At 68.4% G+C, this 16583-nt stretch carries 17 protein-coding genes; 14 read left to right on the forward strand and 3 right to left on the reverse strand.

Going from position 1 to position 16583, the window contains the following annotated elements; all coding sequences use genetic code 11:
- Nucleotides 1-20 precede the first annotated feature (20 nt).
- Genes ACZ5BU_RS18565 through ACZ5BU_RS18580 form a run of 4 tightly spaced genes read left to right on the forward strand, consistent with a single transcriptional unit; the run spans nucleotide 21 to nucleotide 3980 of the window.
- Nucleotides 21-911: a carbohydrate ABC transporter permease gene (locus ACZ5BU_RS18565; RefSeq protein ID WP_465700371.1), complete on the forward strand. Its 891-nt coding sequence runs from the start codon at nucleotides 21-23 to the stop codon at nucleotides 909-911.
- The gene (locus tag ACZ5BU_RS18570; protein WP_465700373.1) at nucleotides 908-1747 is read left to right on the forward strand and encodes a carbohydrate ABC transporter permease; all 840 of its coding nucleotides are present in this window, start codon (nucleotides 908-910) and stop codon (nucleotides 1745-1747) included. The genes ACZ5BU_RS18565 and ACZ5BU_RS18570 overlap by 4 nt, the downstream gene beginning before the upstream one ends.
- A 36-nt stretch (nucleotides 1748-1783) precedes the next feature.
- On the forward strand, nucleotides 1784-2905 hold the full coding sequence (locus ACZ5BU_RS18575; protein WP_465700375.1) for a glycoside hydrolase family 172 protein: 1122 nt from the start codon (nucleotides 1784-1786) through the stop codon (nucleotides 2903-2905).
- A 10-nt stretch (nucleotides 2906-2915) separates the two neighbouring features.
- Complete coding sequence (locus ACZ5BU_RS18580) at nucleotides 2916-3980, forward strand: LacI family DNA-binding transcriptional regulator (RefSeq protein WP_465700376.1); 1065 nt, start codon at nucleotides 2916-2918, stop codon at nucleotides 3978-3980.
- 102 nt (nucleotides 3981-4082) lie between these two features.
- Here ACZ5BU_RS18580 and ACZ5BU_RS18585 read toward each other — a convergent pair whose 3' ends face one another.
- The gene (locus ACZ5BU_RS18585; protein WP_465700378.1) at nucleotides 4083-6026 is read right to left on the reverse strand and encodes a M13 family metallopeptidase; all 1944 of its coding nucleotides are present in this window, start codon (nucleotides 6024-6026) and stop codon (nucleotides 4083-4085) included.
- Between the two features lie 139 nt (nucleotides 6027-6165).
- Here ACZ5BU_RS18585 and ACZ5BU_RS18590 point away from each other — a divergent pair, with 139 nt between their 5' ends.
- The gene (locus tag ACZ5BU_RS18590; protein WP_465700380.1) at nucleotides 6166-6345 is read left to right on the forward strand and encodes a hypothetical protein; all 180 of its coding nucleotides are present in this window, start codon (nucleotides 6166-6168) and stop codon (nucleotides 6343-6345) included.
- A 1-nt stretch (nucleotide 6346) separates the two neighbouring features.
- Here ACZ5BU_RS18590 and ACZ5BU_RS18595 read toward each other — a convergent pair whose 3' ends face one another.
- Nucleotides 6347-7132 carry a phytanoyl-CoA dioxygenase family protein gene (locus ACZ5BU_RS18595; protein ID WP_465700382.1) on the reverse strand — a complete coding sequence of 262 codons (786 nt, stop codon included), beginning with the start codon at nucleotides 7130-7132 and terminating at the stop codon, nucleotides 6347-6349.
- A gap of 193 nt (nucleotides 7133-7325) precedes the next feature.
- Here ACZ5BU_RS18595 and ACZ5BU_RS18600 point away from each other — a divergent pair, with 193 nt between their 5' ends.
- Together ACZ5BU_RS18600 and ACZ5BU_RS18605 are read left to right on the forward strand one after the other, a co-directional pair.
- The gene (locus ACZ5BU_RS18600; RefSeq protein WP_465700384.1) at nucleotides 7326-8345 is read left to right on the forward strand and encodes an LCP family protein; all 1020 of its coding nucleotides are present in this window, start codon (nucleotides 7326-7328) and stop codon (nucleotides 8343-8345) included.
- A 22-nt stretch (nucleotides 8346-8367) separates the two neighbouring features.
- Nucleotides 8368-8913 (forward strand): DUF1990 family protein, encoded by a 546-nt coding sequence (locus ACZ5BU_RS18605; protein WP_465700386.1) that lies wholly within the window; start codon nucleotides 8368-8370, stop codon nucleotides 8911-8913.
- 111 nt (nucleotides 8914-9024) lie between these two features.
- Here the strand turns inward: ACZ5BU_RS18605 and ACZ5BU_RS18610 are convergent, their stop codons facing one another.
- The gene (locus tag ACZ5BU_RS18610; protein ID WP_465700388.1) at nucleotides 9025-9441 is read right to left on the reverse strand and encodes a hypothetical protein; all 417 of its coding nucleotides are present in this window, start codon (nucleotides 9439-9441) and stop codon (nucleotides 9025-9027) included.
- Nucleotides 9442-9542: 101 nt separating this feature from the next.
- On the opposite strand from ACZ5BU_RS18610, the gene ACZ5BU_RS18615 reads away from it, so the two are divergent.
- The 7 genes from ACZ5BU_RS18615 (at nucleotide 9543) to ACZ5BU_RS18645 (ending at nucleotide 16572) form a co-directional block, all read left to right on the forward strand.
- Entirely contained in the window at nucleotides 9543-10220 is a 678-nt protein-coding gene (locus ACZ5BU_RS18615) for a uracil-DNA glycosylase (RefSeq protein WP_465700390.1), read from the forward strand.
- Nucleotides 10221-10361: 141 nt separating this feature from the next.
- Nucleotides 10362-11063: a DUF969 domain-containing protein gene (locus ACZ5BU_RS18620; RefSeq protein ID WP_465700392.1), complete on the forward strand. Its 702-nt coding sequence runs from the start codon at nucleotides 10362-10364 to the stop codon at nucleotides 11061-11063.
- Nucleotides 11060-12031, forward strand: a complete 972-nt coding sequence (locus tag ACZ5BU_RS18625; protein ID WP_465700394.1) for a DUF979 domain-containing protein — start codon at nucleotides 11060-11062, stop codon at nucleotides 12029-12031. The genes ACZ5BU_RS18620 and ACZ5BU_RS18625 overlap by 4 nt, the downstream gene beginning before the upstream one ends.
- Before the next feature lie 11 nt (nucleotides 12032-12042).
- The gene (locus tag ACZ5BU_RS18630; protein WP_465700396.1) at nucleotides 12043-13008 is read left to right on the forward strand and encodes a DUF2891 domain-containing protein; all 966 of its coding nucleotides are present in this window, start codon (nucleotides 12043-12045) and stop codon (nucleotides 13006-13008) included.
- A 118-nt stretch (nucleotides 13009-13126) separates the two neighbouring features.
- Nucleotides 13127-14314 carry an ROK family transcriptional regulator gene (locus ACZ5BU_RS18635; RefSeq protein WP_465700398.1) on the forward strand — a complete coding sequence of 396 codons (1188 nt, stop codon included), beginning with the start codon at nucleotides 13127-13129 and terminating at the stop codon, nucleotides 14312-14314.
- 9 nt (nucleotides 14315-14323) lie between these two features.
- On the forward strand, nucleotides 14324-15580 hold the full coding sequence (locus tag ACZ5BU_RS18640; RefSeq protein ID WP_465700400.1) for a 6-phospho-beta-glucosidase: 1257 nt from the start codon (nucleotides 14324-14326) through the stop codon (nucleotides 15578-15580).
- Complete coding sequence (locus tag ACZ5BU_RS18645) at nucleotides 15568-16572, forward strand: N-acetylglucosamine kinase (RefSeq protein ID WP_465700402.1); 1005 nt, start codon at nucleotides 15568-15570, stop codon at nucleotides 16570-16572. The genes ACZ5BU_RS18640 and ACZ5BU_RS18645 overlap by 13 nt, the downstream gene beginning before the upstream one ends.
- Nucleotides 16573-16583 lie beyond the last annotated feature (11 nt).

The raw sequence follows: 16583 nt of genomic DNA on the forward strand, positions 1-16583 counted from the left end.
CGACTCCGAAGGGCACCCCTGTGCGTCTCACCGACCGCCGGTTCGCGCTCGCACTGATCGCGCCGGCCGCAGTGTTCCTCGCCGCCTTCGTGGCGTGGCCGCTGCTCAGATTCGTCTCGAACGCGTTCTACGAGATCTCGCCGATCGCCGGTGGACCGCGGACGTTCGTGGGCTTCGCCAACTTCGCGACCGCCTTCGGGTCGCCGGCGTTCCAGGACTCGGCTCTGCGGACGATCGTCTACACGGTCATCGTGGTCACGCTCGAGTTCACCTTCGGGCTTGCGGTGGCCTTGGTCTTCGCGGCGCTCGGCAGCCGATCGGCAGTGTTCCGGACGGTCTTCATGTACCCGCTGATGGTCGCCCCGGTAGTGGCCGGCCTGCTGTGGCGATTCCTGCTCATCGACAACTTCGGCATCCTCAACGAACTGCTGCGCCGGGCCGGGGTACTGCACAGCACGGACCAGGTCGGCTGGCTGAGCAATCCGAAGATCGCGTTGTTCTCGGTGGCGATGCCCGACATCTGGCTCACCACCTCGTTCATCACGCTCGTCCTGTTCGCGGGACTGCAGAACGTGCCGGGTGACGTCATCGAGGCCGCGCGGATCGACGGGGTGCGGTTCCCGACGCTGCTGTTCCGGATCATCCTGCCGCTGCTGCGGCCGGTGATCGCGGTGGCGCTGATCGTTCGCGGCATCGATGCGGCCCGGGCGTTCGACATCATCCTGATCCAGACCAACGGCGGGCCCCAGGACAGTACGACCACCCTGAGCCTGCTGATCTACCGCACGATGACGCGGAACGGCGATCCCGGTCTGGCCAGTGCCATGGGCACCGTCTATCTGATCGGGATGCTCGTCGTCGCCGCGGTCGCGATCTTCGCCATCTGGCGGCCTGGAGGTGCGGACGCGTGAACGGCCTCGAGTCCCGTCGCCGCCCGGCTCGCGTGATCCTGTGGGGTGCGCTGGCCGCGGTGCTGGTGCTGTACGGATTCCCGTTCCTCTACCTGCTGCTGACGTCGTTCAAGACACCGCTGGACGCGATCGCCGTACCGCCCCAGGTGTTGCCGTCGCAGTGGACGCTCGACAACTACGTCGCCGCGCTCGGCAAGGAAGGCGTCGTACCGGCCCTGATCAACAGCGTCGCGACCGCGGTCCTCAGTACGGCGTTCTCACTCGTCCTGGGCGTGCCGGCCGCGTACGCGATCACGCGCTACCGAACGCCGAGCGGCCGGATCTTCGTGATCGCGGCGCTGGTCACCCGGATGGTGCCGACGATCGCGGTCGGGGCGCCGCTGGTCGAGACGATGCGACGGCTCGGCATCTCCGACACCACGATCGGACTGGCGATCGCGCACACCACGATCTCGCTGCCGCTGTCGATCTGGCTGATGTCGAGCTTCTTCGAGGCGGTTCCCGCCGAGTTGGAGGAAGCCGCGAAGGTCGACGGCAGCGACCGGCTGCAGGCGTTGCGGTACGTCGTCCTGCCGGTCGTGTCCGGCGGACTGGCGGTCACGGCCATCTTCGCCTTCCTCGCGTCCTGGAACGAGTTCCTCTTCGCGCTCCTGCTCACCTCGGTCCGGGCCCAGACCACGCCGATCGTGATCGCCAACTTCCAGACCCAGTTCGGCCTCGACTGGGGCGGGATGACCGCGCTCTCGGCGGTGTACTCCGTCCCCGTCATCCTGCTCACCCTCGCCCTCCAGCGGCACATCGTCGCCGGTCTGACCCTGGGCGCCGTCAAGGGCTGACACCACTCACCGTTTTCCGGCAAAGATGGAGAAGATATGGAATTCTGGCAACCCAACAGCCCGCTCGGCGGCCTGGCCCATGTGAAGTCCGGCCGGTCCCGGCGCGAGTCGAGCTGGGACCGCAGCGGCGGCAACCGCGACTTCGCGGTGGTGCCCGCGGGCGACACCTTCGTCATCGCTGACATCGCGGGCGCGGGCCGGATCGAGCACATCTGGCTGACCACGCGATGCTACTCGGAGAAGTACCTGCGCAAGCTCGTCATCGAGATGTTCTGGGACGGGGAGGAGAACCCCAGTGTCCGCGCGCCGCTCGGCGACTTCTTCGGCGTCGGCCACGCGGTAGCAAAGCACTACATCTCGCTGCCGCTGAACGCCGTGTTCGGGCCACGGCGCGGTCCCAAGGGTCCGTTCGCAGCCGCGATGAACAGCTACTTCCCGATGCCGTTCGGCAGCCACGCGAAGATCCAGGTCCGCAACGAGAGCGACCAGTCGATCGAGAACCTCTTCTACTACGTCGACTACGAGCTCAGCGACGAGCCGATCCCGGACGACGTGGCCCGGTTCCACGCGTACTACCGGCAGGAGAAGCCGACCACCGCCGTCCGCCACAGCACCGATCTCGAGAACCCCGCGCCGTGGGACCTGCCGGGGACGAACCTGACCGGCGACGACAACTACGTGATCCTCGATGCGACCGGCACGGGGCACTACGTTGGCTGCGTGCTCAGTATCGACAACTTCGACGCCTCCAACCAGGTGTTCACCTGGCCGGGCGAAGGAGACGACATGTTCTTCATCGACGGCGAGGTCTGGCCGCCGTCGTTGCACGGGACCGGCACCGAGGACTACTTCGGCGCGGCCTGGGGTTTTCCCAGTGGGGAGTACGCCGGTCCGTACCACGGCATCACGCTCGGAGCGAGCCCGCAGGAACACTTCGGGCTGTGGAGCATGTTCCGCTGGCACATCGAGGACCCGGTCCGGTTCCAGAAGAGCCTGCGGGTGTCGATCGAGCACGGACACGCCAACGACCAGGGCAACGACTACTCGAGCGTCGCGTACTGGTACCAGCTGGGTGAACACGCGCCGCACGCCGACCTGCCACCGGTCGACGAGCGGCTGCCACGACGATGGCCCGAGCACGGCCTCTGGGACGAGTGAGGCCGAACCGATGAGCGGGGCAGAACAGGAATCGGTCACGCCGAAGGTGGGCATCCGCGACGTCGCCCGGGTCGCGGGTGTCTCGGTGACAACCGTCTCGCACGTGCTCAACGAGACTCCGCACACCCGGACGAGCGAGGCGACCCGCGAGCGGGTGCGATCGGTCGCCCGGGACCTCGGATACACCCCGAACCGGCTGGCCCGTGGCCTGCGAACCCGGACGTCGGACATGATCGGGCTGCTCACCGAGGAGATCGCCACCACCCCGCACGCCGGCCGGATCATCCTCGGCGCGCAGGAGGAGGCGAGCCGGCACAACCTCACGCTCGCGATCATCAATTCGCATCTGGACGCCGGCGCGGACGCCCGCCGCGCCGACGCGCGCGCCCTGATCGAGCGCCAGGTCGACGGGATCATCTACGCCACGGTGTTCCACCACGAGGTGTCCGTGCCGCGCGAGTTGCGAGCGGTGCCGGCGGTTCTGATAGGAGCCCTGGACCGGCAGGGCGTCGTACCGGCGGTACTGCCCGACGAGGCCGGCGGCGCGGTCGATCTCGTCGCTCTGCTGGCCGAGGCGGGGCACCGCCGGATCGGGTTCGCCAACTCGAGCATCGAGGTGCCGGCCACCCAGGGGCGGTTGGCCGGGTACCTGCGCGGGCTCGAGCAGGCGGGCCTCCCGCGCGACGACCAACTGATCGCCTCCGGGGTGTCGGAGGCGATCGGCGGCTACACGGCCAGTCTGGAGTTGCTCGATCGCGCCGACCGGCCGACGGCGATCTTCTGCTACAACGACCGGATGGCGATGGGCGCCTACCGCGCCGCGCAGGAGCTCGGCCTGCGACTGCCCGACGACCTGGCGATCGTCGGGTTCGACGACCAGGCGCCGATCGCGGGCAGCCTTCATCCGGCGCTCACGACCGTTGCCCTGCCGCATTACGAGATGGGCGCCTGGGCGGTTGCCACGCTGACCCGGTTGATCCAGAGCAGCAGCAAGACCTGGTACCGCTCGACGCATCCGACCTGGCTGCCCTGCCCGGTCGTCGTACGCGAGTCTGTTGCCCAGGTCAACCGTTGACGAACACCCGGCGCCGATAGCGCGCGTCGTCCGGGCCTGGGCTCGCCCGTCCGGCCTGGGCTCGTCGTCCGGGCCGGGGTGCGGCCCGGACGACGGGTGCCGTTACCAGATGCGGACCCGGTCCTCGGGGGCGAGCCACATGGCGTCGGAGTCCGTTGTTTTGTAGGTGGTGTGGAACGCGTCGATGTTCTTCACCACCGCGTTGCAGCGGAACTCCGGCGGGGAGTGCGGGTCGATGGTGAGCCGGCGGGCGGCTTCTTCGGGGCGCGTCTTGGTGGCCCAGGCGTGCGCCCAGGCGGCGAAGAAGCGTTCGGCGCCGGCCTGTAGTTCTTCCGCGGACTCGGTGCCGTCGAGGGACAGCTGGTAGGCGACGTACGCGATGGACAGACCGCCCAGGTCGCCGATGTTCTCACCGAGCGTGAGTTTGCCGTTCACGTTCTGGCCGGGGACCTCGGCCGGTTCGAGGGCGTCGTACTGCGCGACGAGTTTGTCGGTGCGCTGCTCGAACGCGGCGCGGTCCTCGTCGGTCCACCAGTCGTTCAGGTTTCCGGCGGAGTCGTAGCGCGAGCCCTGGTCGTCGAAGCCGTGCCCGATCTCGTGGCCGATCACCGCTCCGATCGCGCCGTAGTTGGTGGCGTCGTCGGCGTCCAGGCCGAAGAACGGCGGCTGCAGGATGCCGGCCGGGAAGACGATCTCGTTCATCCGCGGGTTGTAGTACGCGTTCACGGTCTGCGGCGTCATCCGCCACTCGTTCCGGTCGACGGGCTTGCCGAGCTTGTCGAGGTCGCGCGCGGTCTCCACCGCGACCGAACGGCGGACGTTGCCGAACAGGTCGGCCGGGTCGATCTCGAGCGCCGAGTAGTCCTTCCACTCGTCCGGGTACCCGATCTTCGGCATGAACGTCCCGAGCTTCTCGAGCGCCCGCTGCCGGGTCTCCGGGCCCATCCAGTCCAGCGCCTCGATCCGCTGCCGGTAGGCGGCGACCAGGTTCTGCACGAGCTCGACCATCCGGGCCTTGGCGTCCGGCGGGAAGTGCTCGGCGACGTACAGCTTGCCGAGCGCCTCGCCGAGCGCCGACTCGACCGCGCCGACGCCACGCTTCCAGCGCTCGCGCAGCTCCGGCGCACCGGTCAGCGTCTTGCCGTAGAAGGCGAAGTTCTCGTCGACGAAGGCCTGGCTCAGCAGCGGAGCGGCGCTGTGCACGATCCGCCAGCTCAGCCACTCCTTCCACCGGTCGACGTCGACCTCCTGCAGCGCGGCGGCCGCGGCGGTCAGGAAGTCCGGCTCGCGGACCACGACCTGCTCGAACGCGCTCTCCGGGACCCCGGCACCGGCCAGCCAGCTCGACCAGTCGAAGCCCGGCGTGAGCTTGTCCAGCCCGGCCCGGTCGAGCTTGTTGTAGGTGAGCTGGACGTCCCGCTCCTTCACCCGGTCCCAGTGCGCGCCGGCGACCCGGGTCTCCAGCTCGAGGATCCGCTCAGCGGCACCGGCCGGGTCGGCGATCCCGGCGAGCTCGAGCAGCTTCGCCACGTGCGCGACGTACGCCGTACGGATCTCGGCGAAGCTGTCCTCGCGGTAGTACGACTCGTCGGGCAGGCTGAGGCCGCCCTGGGTCAGGTGGACGATGTTCTGGTCGGACTGCTTGGCGTCGGCGTCGACCCAGTAGTGGAAGACGCCCGGCACGCCCTGCAGCTCGAGCTGCCCGAGCACGGACACCAGGCCGTCCGCGTCCGTCACGCCCTGCACCAGCGCGAGCTGGTCGGCGATCGGCTCCGCGCCGAGCCGCTCGATCGTCTCGGTGTCCAGGAAGCTGGTGTAGAGGTCGGCGATCTTCCGCGGCTCGCTGCCCTCCGGATGCCCGGCCGCGACGGTCTTCTCGACGATCGCGCGCACGTCCTGCTCGGCGGTGTCCCAGAGCGCGTGGAACGCGCCGTGGATCGCCTTGTCCGCGGGAATCTCGTGCTCCGCCAGCCACGCACCGTTCACGAACCGGTACAGATCGTCCTGCGGGCGCACCGCGGCCGACCCTTCGCTTCCTGCTGTCATCCCTGACCCCTTCTCCCAGATGGAGTTGCTGCCAGCGAACATACCCGTTCCGGGTTCGCGCCGGCCGGGGATATCCACAGGGAGCGGAACCGTTCCCACCTGCAGCTCGCAGATCTACGGTGGGCTCAGTGGAGGACTCATGAACATTCGTCGTGTCATCGCCATCCTCGCCCTGCCCGTCCTGATGCTCGGCCTCGTCACCACCTCGGCGGCCGCCGGCACCTCGTCACCGGCACCCGCGATGGTCAAGCACTCGGTCAAGCACTCGGTCGACCACGAACGCTGCGACCCGATCCGCTTCCTCCCCAAGCAGCCCTAGTTCACAGCCCGTCGCGGTCGTGCCAGTGGTGTTGCCAGCGGGCGTCTATCGCGGCGTCGGCGCGCTGGTAGCGGATGTCGGTCGAGAGCCGGAGGTCGTCGGAGACGTTGTCCAGTGCGGCGTGCACGGTGTGCGCGGTGTGTACGACGACGTCTCCGGCCCGGTAGTCCGTGACCAGCCAGTTGGCGTCGTACTCCTCGGCCAGTGCGGGCAGGTCGGCCGTGATGGACGCTGCAGGGCGCTTGAGCCGTCCAGCGGCCTCTTCGGCGAGCACCCGGTGGTGGCTGCGCTCGAGGTACGTCAGTCCGCCGCGACTGACCGGGCAGTCACCCAGGGGGATCCACGCGGACAGCACCTGGTCACTGCCCTCGCGTAGGTACACCAGGTCGTAGTGCGCCTGCGTCGCCGTACCAATGCCGTTCTCGCCCGGTGCGGTCTGCCGGATGATCTTCCGGCGATGCAGGAACGGCTCCCCGTCCAAGAACCACTCGAACCACCCCTTGAGCGCCGGCTGCCCGCAGAAGGCGGCGTACTCCGGTCCAGGCACGATCTCGTCGAACAGGACCTTCCTGTACGTCGCCCTGTCCGCAGCGGCACCCGTACGCCCGAAGTAGTACTCACGGAACGCCCACACCACTGCTGGGTCCAGCAGACCGCTTAGGTACAGGTATCCGTCCCGCTGCAGACGCGCCCGCAGTACACCCCGATCAGCCCGCTCCTCCTCAGGTACCGCGACCAGGTCCCCCAGCCGCCGCTCATCCAGTACGTATCCGTTCGACGTCAGCACCCGACCATTCCAACGGCAGCCGCCGGCGAACGGAATGGACGTCCGTGACCGGATTCTTGGACTCTCACCGGCGATCTGGTTCGCTCCGAGGGCCGATTTCCTCCCTTCGGAGGAGGCGCCCGCTACTTTCCGACGTGTAAAACCGTTCAGCGGGGTGACGTGTTCGGCGCCCGGCACCGATACGGTCGTGGCCATGAGTGAAACGCAGCCCATCGACCCGCGATACGCGAACCCGTCGCCGCGACGCCCCAAGAAGCGGCGCAACTGGTTCCTCCGGACCGTCGGACTGATCGTCCTGCTGTTCGTCCTCATGTTGATCGGTGTCCCGTTGTTCGCGTGGAGCCGGATCGACAAGATCGACGCGATGCCCACCGGCGACCGGCCGGCCAAGACCGCCGGTACGACGTACCTGATGGTCGGGTCGGACGCCCGCGAGGACCTGTCCCGGGCCGAGCGCGCCCGGCTGCACACCGGCGGCCTCGCCGGGCCGGCGCGGACCGACTCGATCATGCTGATGCACGTCCCGAAGTCCGGGCCGACCGTCCTGATCAGCATCCCGCGGGACAGTGCGGTCAACATCCCGGGCGTGTCCGGCAAGCAGAAGATCAACGCCGCGTTCGGCAAGAGCCCGGCGCTGCTCATCGAGACCATCGAGAACGTGACCGGGCTGCACATCGACCACTACGTCGAGGTCGGCTTCGGCGGGTTCGCCTCGGTCATCGACAGCATCGGCGGGATCAAGATGTGCTTGCCGAAGGCAATGAGCGACCCCAAGGCGCACATCAACCTGCCGGCCGGGTGCCAGAAACTGGACGGCGTGAACGCGCTCGGGTACGTCCGCTCCCGGCACGCCGACAACCAGAACGATTTCGGCCGGGTGGAGCGGCAGCGGCAGATGGTCGGCGCGATCGCGAAGAAGGCCAGTTCGCCGTCGACGTTCCTGAACCCGTTCCGCTACTACAACGTCGCGACCAAGGGCGTCGACGCGCTCACGGTCGACAAGGACATGAGCCTGTTCGACTTCGTCCGGTTCGCGCGCGGCATGCGGGCGATCTCGGGCAGCGGCGGCGTCACCCTGACAGTGCCGATCAGCGACGACAACTACCAGCTCGGCCACAACCGCGGCGTAGCGGTCAAGTGGGACACCGCGAAGGCCAAGGCGCTCTTCGACGCGATCAAGAACGACAACACGAGCGGCCTGAAGAGCAGTTGATGGTGCCGGCGGGGAGCGTGTCTTGAAGCTGGACGACTTGGCCGAGTTGGGGTTCACGTACGACGACGTGGGCTGTACCCGGTACGACGAGACGCCTGAGGGGTTTCACCGGCTCGAGCACAGCGAGCGGATCGGCCGTGGGGACGAGGTGTTTCAGCGGGCTGCGGATGCGTTGCTCGCGTGGCGGATGCAGCGGGCGGCCGGGCTGCCGATGACCGCTACGGACACACCACCTGAGGTCGGCACCGACGTACTGGGCCTGCTGGGTGCCGGCATCCTCAGCAAGCGGCTGCGGACCCGGCTGGGCGTACCTGTCCCCTGCCGGATCGTCTGGACCGTCAACGAGCAGAACCGCATCGGCTTCGCGTACGGAACCCTTGAAGGCCACCCCGAGTCCGGCGAAGAGTCCTTCCTCGTCACGCGCGACGGTGACGACGTGTACGCCACCATCCGCGCCTACAGCCGCGGTGCCAGCTGGTACGCACGCCTTGGCGGCCCTGTCACCCGCAAGGCCCAGCACTACGCAGCAAAGCGCTACGTCGCCGCCCTCCGCCGACTGGCGACATAGCAAAGGCCCCGCAAGCTCATACCTTTGCGGGGCCGCGACCTTTTTACCTCGGGCGTGGGAACCCCGGGTTGAGCGACACGCGAACAGTGGTCGACAACCCGGGGCGGCACGTCACTCGGTGATCTTGAACGGGCCGGCGCAGGTGCTGCTGTCGACGGCGGTGCTGCTCTTCTTCGTCAGGCACACCGTGACGTACAGGAACTGACCGGGCTTCAGATCCGGCAGGTACTGGTAGGTGTCCTTGCCGGAGCCCTTCATGTTCCTGACCGTGTAGCGGCCGCTCGGGTGCTCGATGCGCACGTAGACACCCCGCTTGTCCGCCTTGGTGTCCCACACGTCGATATCGTCGGCGTCCTCGTAGCCGCCCTCGCCCGCGGGCCGCTGCTTGATGTCGAACCACTGGGCATAACCGCCGCCGCCCTTGGCGTAGAACTTCTTCAGGTACGGCGTACCGGCCGCGTCGGCCGTGACGGCCCCGGAGACGGCCAGACCGAGGGCAAGAGGCAGGACGAGCGCAGCTCGTCTCAACAGCGACATAGTGCACCTTTCGTGATGGTGAAAAACGCTGGAAAGACTACTGGCCCGACAGGGGCAGTACCTGTCCGTGAGCGTGTGCGAGACTGTGGCGGGTGAGTCCTAAGACGTTGGCGGATCTGGTAGCGCCGGACTGGGCTGAGGCGTTGGCTCCGGTTGAGGACACTGTCGCGCGGATGGGTGAGTTCCTGCGCGGGGAGATCGCTGCAGGCCGCGCTTACCTTCCAGCCGGCGAGAACGTACTGCGTGCGTTCCACCGGCCGCTCTCACAGGTGAAGGTGCTCGTGGTCGGCCAGGACCCGTACCCCACACCCGGCCACCCGGTAGGGCTGAGCTTCTCGGTCGCTCCCGACGTACGGCCGATCCCGCGCAGCCTGCAGAACATCTACCGCGAGCTGATGGCGGACGTTGGCGTACCGGCGCCGTCGAACGGCGACCTGACCCCGTGGGCAGACCAGGGCGTGCTGATGCTCAACAGAGTGCTCACCGTGCAGCCCGGGAAGTCCGGCGCGCACCGCGGCAAGGGCTGGGAGTCCGTCACCGAACAGGCGATCCGCGCCCTGGTGAACCGCGGCGGCCCGCTGGTCGCGATCCTGTGGGGCCGCGACGCGCAGACCCTCAAGCCGATGCTGGGCAGTACGCCGTACGTCGAAAGCGCCCACCCGAGCCCGATGTCCGCGGACCGCGGCTTCTTCGGCTCCCGCCCCTTCAGCCGCGTCAACGCACTACTGGCCGAGCAGGGCGCGGCTCCAGTGGACTGGCGCCTGCCCTAACCCCCTCCACCGAAGCGCCGGGAGCCGAGCGATCCCGGCGCTTCGTCATGTTCAGGTGGAATTTGTTCGAATGATCCATTGCAGGATCGTTCAACAATCTCCTATGGTGAGCGGAATCGCCCTGTTCCCCCGGGAGGAACCATGTGGGTTCTGCTCGCCATCGCGGTGGTGGTCGTCGGGTTCGCGCTCCGGATCAACTCGATGCTGGTCGTCACGGCGGCCGGGATCGTGGCCGGCCTGATCGGCGGCCTGTCTCCGGTCAAGATCCTGGACGCGTTCGGCAACGGCTTCGCCGGCAGCCGGTCCGTCACCGTCTTCATCGTCACCCTGCCTGTCATCGGACTGATCGAGCGCTACGGCCTGCAGCACCAGGCCCGCAAGCTGATCAGCAGACTCAAGGTCCTCACGACCGGCCGCCTGCTCGCGCTCTACATGGTGATCCGGCAGGGCACCGCCGCGGTCGGCCTGACCAGCATCGGCGGGTACGCGCAGGCGGTCCGGCCGCTGATCCACCCGATGGCCGCCGGCGCCGCCGAGCGCAAGTACGGCAAGCTGCCGGAGAAGATGCAGGAGAAGATCAAGGGCTTCGCGGCCAGCGCCGACACGGTCGGGGTCTTCTTCGGTGAGGACATCTTCGTCGCGATCGGCTCGATCCTGCTGATCACCGGCTTCGTGGACACGACGTACGGCCTGAAGCTCGAGGCGATCGACATCGCCGTCTGGGCGATCCCGACCGGCATCTGCGCGCTGCTCATCCACGGCACCCGGTTGTGGCTGCTGGACCGCCAGCTGGACAAGCTCGCGGCCGAGGCGGACCTCGAGGCGAAGGAGACCGCGCGATGATCAAGGTCGAGTGGTTCTACTGGCTGTGCGGGATCCTGTTCGTGCTGATCGCGCTGCAGGCCGGCAACGACCGCGGCAACCCCAAACGCCTCGGCAGTGCCGCGTTCTGGGGGCTGCTCGGACTGTCCTTCGGCTACGGCACGTTCGTCGTCCACAAGCAGGCCCCGGCCTGGGTGCTCGGCATCGCGGTGATCGTGATCGCGATCCTGGCCGGCGCCGGTTTCCCGGCCCGCGGTCAGGAACGGACGACGACCCCGGCCGAGCGCGAGCACTTCGCGAACAAGTTCGGCAACAAACTGTTCCTGCCGGCGCTGGTGATCCCGGTGGTCGCCGCGATCTTCGGCGCCTGGCTCGCCAAGGTGAAGCTGGGTAGCGGCAAACCGCTGCTGGAGACCGGTTCGGCGACGATCATCGGTCTCGGCGTGGCGTCGATCCTGGCGCTCGTCGTCGGCATGGTGCTGTTCCGGCCGAAGTCCCCGGCGGTCCCGCTGCACGAGGGCCGGCGGCTGCTCGAACACATCGGCTGGGCCGCGATCCTGCCGCAGATGCTGGCCACGCTCGGGCTGCTGTTCACCGCGTCCGGCGTCGGCAAGGCGGTCGGCAACGTCACGAACCACCTGATCCCGAAGGGCTCGCTGATCGCGGCCGTCGCGCTGTACTGCATCGGTATGGCGCTCTTCACGATCATCATGGGCAACGCGTTCGCGGCGTTCCCGGTGATGACGGCCGCGGTCGGCTGGCCGCTGCTGGTGCAGCAGTTCCACGGCACCCCGGCGGTGGTCTTCGCGATCGGGATGCTGGCCGGCTTCTGCGGCACGCTGTGCACACCGATGGCCGCCAACTTCAACCTGGTCCCGGCGGCGCTGCTCGAGATGAAGGACCAGTACGGCCCGATCAAGGCGCAGATCCCGACCGCGATCCCCTTGCTGGCCTGCAACATCGTCCTGATGTACGTCTTCGCGTTCTAGAAGGAGTCCTGATGAAGTACGCCGCCGCGTGGGCCGACATCGCCTGTCAGGTACTCGACACCACCTACCCGTACGCCACCCAGCACGCGTCGGCCGGTCCGGACGACGTCGACGTGACGCCGGACCGCCTGCACCCGGCGTTCCACGGGTCGTACGACTGGCACTCCAGTGCGCACATGCAGTGGTCCCTGGTCCGGTTGCTGACCCTGGCGCCGGAGGAGGTCGGGCAGCGTCCTGTCGACCTGCTGGACCAGCGGCTGACGCCGGAGGCGATCGCCGTCGAGGCGGCGTACCTGCGCGAGCGGCCGTCGTACGAACGCCCGTACGGGTGGGCGTGGGCGGCCATGCTCGTCGCAGCGACCCGCAAGACGCAGTGGGCGGATGCGCTCGCACCGCTCGGTGACGTGATCGCGGACCTCGTCCTTGCCTGGCTACCGAAGCAGGCGTACCCGGTGCGGCACGGCGTACATCTCAACTCCGCCTTTGCCCTGGCGTTGTTGCACGAGGCGTACGGCGAGCTCGGCCGGCCGGATGTGGTCGAGGCGATCCGCCTGCGGGCGCTGGAGTGGTACGGCGCGGACACGGCGTACGACACGCGCTTCGAGCCGTCCGGTACCGATTTCCTGTCGCCTGCGCTGACAGAGGCGGAGTTGATGCGGCGGGTGCTGCCTTCTACTGAGTTCGGCGACTGGTTGACGTCGTTCCTGCCGGGGCTTGGCGCAGACGCACATCAGCACCTGTTGGAGGTGCCGGTGACGGACGACTCGGGTGATGGCCAGCTGGCGCACCTGGCCGGGCTGGCGTTGTCACGGGCCTGGCAGCTGCGGACGATCGCTCCGGCGCTGCCGTACGTTGCTGACGTACTGCGAGCCGGTGCGGATCGCCAGGTGGACGCCGTACTGCCAACGGTCACCGACGGGGACTTCATGTCGACGCACTGGCTCGTGTCGTTCGCGCTCCTTGCCTCGGAGGCGTAGCGATTGACACCTTCGCCCGTCCGCCGTACGGTCTCGCGTTAATAGGAAGCTTTCCTAACAATCGTGAGATTCAGCGCGGCGAGTACCCGCGGGCGGCGAAGGGAGGCAGGGTTGGCTCATGGCAACGACACCCGGAACGCCGCGCCTGCTGCGAGCGATGAACGACCGCGCCGCCCTGGACCTGCTGCTCAGCCAGGGCCCGCTCTCCCGTACCACGCTGGGCAACCTGACCGGGCTGTCCAAACCGACCGCGTCGCAGCTGCTGGCCCGGCTGGAGGCGGCTCACCTCGTGCGCCCGAGCGGGACCAGCGCGGGCCGTCCGGGGCCGAACGCGCAGCTGTACGAGATCAACGGCGAGATCGCGTACGTCGCCGGACTGGACGTCACGCCGGCGCGGATCCGGGCCGCGGTGGCGGACCTGACCGGGAAGGTAGTCGGCCGGTACGAGATGGCCACCCCGGGCCGGAGCGCCAAGGGCACGGTCGACCGGGTGGTCAAGGCGATCGAGGGCGCGGCCGGCGAGGCGGGCCTGAGCCGGGACCGCCTGCGCCGGGTCTCGATCGGTACGCCGGGCGGTTTCGACCCGACGACCGGCCGGCTGCGGTACGCGACCCATCTGCCGGGCTGGCACGCGCCGCGCCTGCTGGAGGAGCTGGCCGCAGCGATCGCCGTACCGCTCGAGGTGGAGAACGACGTCAACCTGGCCGCGATCGCCGAGCAGCGGATCGGCCACGCCCAGGAGTACGAGAACTTCGTGCTGCTCTGGGGCGAGGAGGGCATCGGCGCGGCGATCGTCATCAACGGCCGGCTGCACCGCGGCGCGACCGGTGGCGCCGGCGAGGTCGCGTTCCTGCCGCTTCCGGGTACGCCGCTGATCCGCAACGTCGGCCGGAACAACGCCGGCGGCTTCCAGGAGCTGGCCGGTGGCGAACCGGTCCTCGAGCTGGCCCGGGAACACGGCCTCAAGGCCCGTACGGCGGAGGCCGCGATCACCCTCGCGCTGCAGACCGAGGGCGCGGGTGACTCCGTACTGAACGAGTTCGCGCACCGGCTCGCGGTCGGTCTGGCCGCGATCGTCGCGGTCGTCGACCCGGAGCTGATCGTGCTGGCCGGTGGCGTGATCACCGCGGGCGGCGAACGCCTGCGGGGGCTGGTCCAGGACGAGCTGGCGGATCTCGCCGTACCGAGGCCGCAGCTGTTGATGACCGCGATCAGCACCGACCCCGTGCTCTCCGGGGCACTGCAGTCCGCACTGAGCACCACCCGCGACGAGGTCTTCGACACCGCGGGTCCACCCATCACGTAGGAGACAAAGGTGAAACTCGCAGTCGTCGGTGGCGGATCCACCTATACGCCCGAGCTGGTTGACGGGTTCGCTCGGTTGCGGGACACGTTGCCGGTGACGGAGCTGGTGCTGGTCGATCCTGCCGCTGACCGGCTGGAGTTGGTTGGTGGGTTGGCGCGGCGGATCTTCGCCAAACAAGGGCATGCGGGTCGGGTGATCACCACGTCCGACCTGGACGCCGGCATCGACGGTGCGGACGCGGTACTGCTACAGCTGCGGGTCGGTGGGCAGGCTGCACGCAACGAGGACGAGACGTGGCCACTGGAGTGCGGGTGCGTCGGCCAGGAAACCACAGGTGCCGGCGGTCTCGCCAAGGCGCTGCGGACGGTTCCGGTCGTGCTGGACATCGCGGAGCGCGTACGGCGTACCAACCCGGACGCGTGGATCATCGACTTCACCAACCCGGTCGGCATCGTGACGCGGGCTTTGCTGTCACGCGGGCACAAGGCCGTCGGGCTGTGCAACGTGGCCATCGGGTTCCAACGGCGGTTCGCCGCGCTCCTGGGCGTCACGCCCGAGGAGGTGTCGCTGGATCACGTCGGACTGAACCACCTCACCTGGGAGCGCGCAGTACGCGTCAACGGCGAGGACGTGCTGCCTCAACTGCTCTCCAAGCACCTGAGCGACATCTCGGACGACCTGCACCTCCCTGCGGACGTAGTGCAGCAGCTGGGCGTCGTGCCGTCGTACTACCTGCGCTACTACTACCAGCACGACGCTGTGGTGCAAGAGCTGCTCCACAAGCCGTCCAGGGCAGCTGAGGTCGCCGCGCTCGAGAAGGAACTGCTGGAGATGTACGCGAACCCGCAGCTGGACGAGAAGCCTGCGCTGCTGGAACAGCGCGGCGGCGCGTACTACTCCGAAGCTGCCGTAGCGCTCGCGTCTTCGCTCTTGAACGACACGGGCGATGTACAGGTCGTCAACACCCTCAACAACGGCACCTTCCCGTTCTTGGCCGACGACGCCGTGATCGAAGTACCGGCGACGGTCAGCGGTGAGGGCGCTAAGCCGCTGCCGGTGTCCCCGCTCGAGCCCTTGTACGCCGGACTGGTCGCACACGTGACCGCGTACGAGGACCTCGCACTGCAGGCCGCCGTACACGGTGGAGCAGAGCGGGTGTTCCAGGCCTTGCTGGCGCATCCGCTGGTCGGGCAGATCTCCACAGCACAAGAGCTGACGGACAAGCTGCTCGCACACAACAAGGCGTACCTCTCGTGGGCGCGCTAGTCCCGGGCGGCGTACTCGCGTTCGACGCCGGTAACAGCAAGACCGACGTCGCACTGGTCGCCGCAGACGGCACAGTGCTCGGTACGGCACGTGGTGGCGGGTTCGAGCCGCACAAGATCGGTGCGGACGCCGCGGTCGACGCACTCGAACCACTGGTCGTGGCTGCGGCCGCAGCAGCCGGATTGCCGGTTGGCGACGTACCGCTCGTACAGCAGGTGTCGGCGTGCCTGGCGAACGCCGACCTCCCCGCCGAGGTCGAACAGCTGACCACGGTCTTCCAAGAACGCGGCTGGGCGGAGTCCGTGTACGTCACCAACGACACGTTCGCGCTGCTGCGGTCAGGGGTGGACGAGCCTCGTGGTGTGGCCGTGGTGTGCGGTGCGGGCATCAACTGCTCAGGCATGCTGCCCGACGGACGTACGGCGCGGTTCCCGGCGCTGGGGAAGGTGACCGGCGACTGGGGAGGTGGTGCACAGCTGGCGGAGGAGGCGTTCTGGTCGGCGTCGCGTGCGGAGGACGGTCGTGGTCCGGCGACCGCGTTGGTGACTGCGCTGCCGGCGCACTACGGTCTCGAGTCCTTGGACGCGGTCATCGAGGCGTTTCATTTCGGAGAGCTGGCGAGTGAACGGCAGCTCGAAGCCGGACCGGTGCTGTTCCAGGTCGCGGCGGCCGGCGATACCGTTGCCTTGGGCATCGTTCAGCAGCAGGCCGAGGAGATCGTCGCGATGGCGGCGAGCGCGTTGCGGCGTCTCGATCTGCTCGGCGAGCGGGTCACCGTCGTACTCGGCGGCGGGGTGCTGACGGCAGGGCACTCGGTACTGCTCGACCGGGTCTGCCGGTTGCTCGCCGAGGTCGCTCCGAAGGCGGTACCGCGAGTCGTCGACGTACCGCCGGTGGTTGGTGCCGCGTTGCTCGGACTTGATCACACCGCAGCCGGAACGGCGGCGCAGGAGCGGTTACGCGCTGCGTTCGGACCACCATCAGCGGCTTGATATTGCAACCG

It is taken from the genome of Kribbella sp. NPDC031520 (assembly GCF_055580825.1).

Excerpts from the sequence above, each read along its gene's own strand:
- ACZ5BU_RS18575 (WP_465700375.1), top strand. The coding sequence starts at position 1,784 with ATGGAATTCTGGCAACCCAACAGCCCGCTCGGCGGCCTGGCCCATGTG.
- ACZ5BU_RS18580 (WP_465700376.1), top strand. The coding sequence starts at position 2,916 with ATGAGCGGGGCAGAACAGGAATCGGTCACGCCGAAGGTGGGCATCCGC.
- ACZ5BU_RS18585 (WP_465700378.1), bottom strand. The coding sequence starts at position 6,026 with ATGACAGCAGGAAGCGAAGGGTCGGCCGCGGTGCGCCCGCAGGACGAT.
- ACZ5BU_RS18590 (WP_465700380.1), top strand. The coding sequence starts at position 6,166 with ATGAACATTCGTCGTGTCATCGCCATCCTCGCCCTGCCCGTCCTGATG.
- ACZ5BU_RS18600 (WP_465700384.1), top strand. The coding sequence starts at position 7,326 with ATGAGTGAAACGCAGCCCATCGACCCGCGATACGCGAACCCGTCGCCG.
- ACZ5BU_RS18620 (WP_465700392.1), top strand. The coding sequence starts at position 10,362 with ATGTGGGTTCTGCTCGCCATCGCGGTGGTGGTCGTCGGGTTCGCGCTC.
- ACZ5BU_RS18625 (WP_465700394.1), top strand. The coding sequence starts at position 11,060 with ATGATCAAGGTCGAGTGGTTCTACTGGCTGTGCGGGATCCTGTTCGTG.
- ACZ5BU_RS18630 (WP_465700396.1), top strand. The coding sequence starts at position 12,043 with ATGAAGTACGCCGCCGCGTGGGCCGACATCGCCTGTCAGGTACTCGAC.
- ACZ5BU_RS18635 (WP_465700398.1), top strand. The coding sequence starts at position 13,127 with ATGGCAACGACACCCGGAACGCCGCGCCTGCTGCGAGCGATGAACGAC.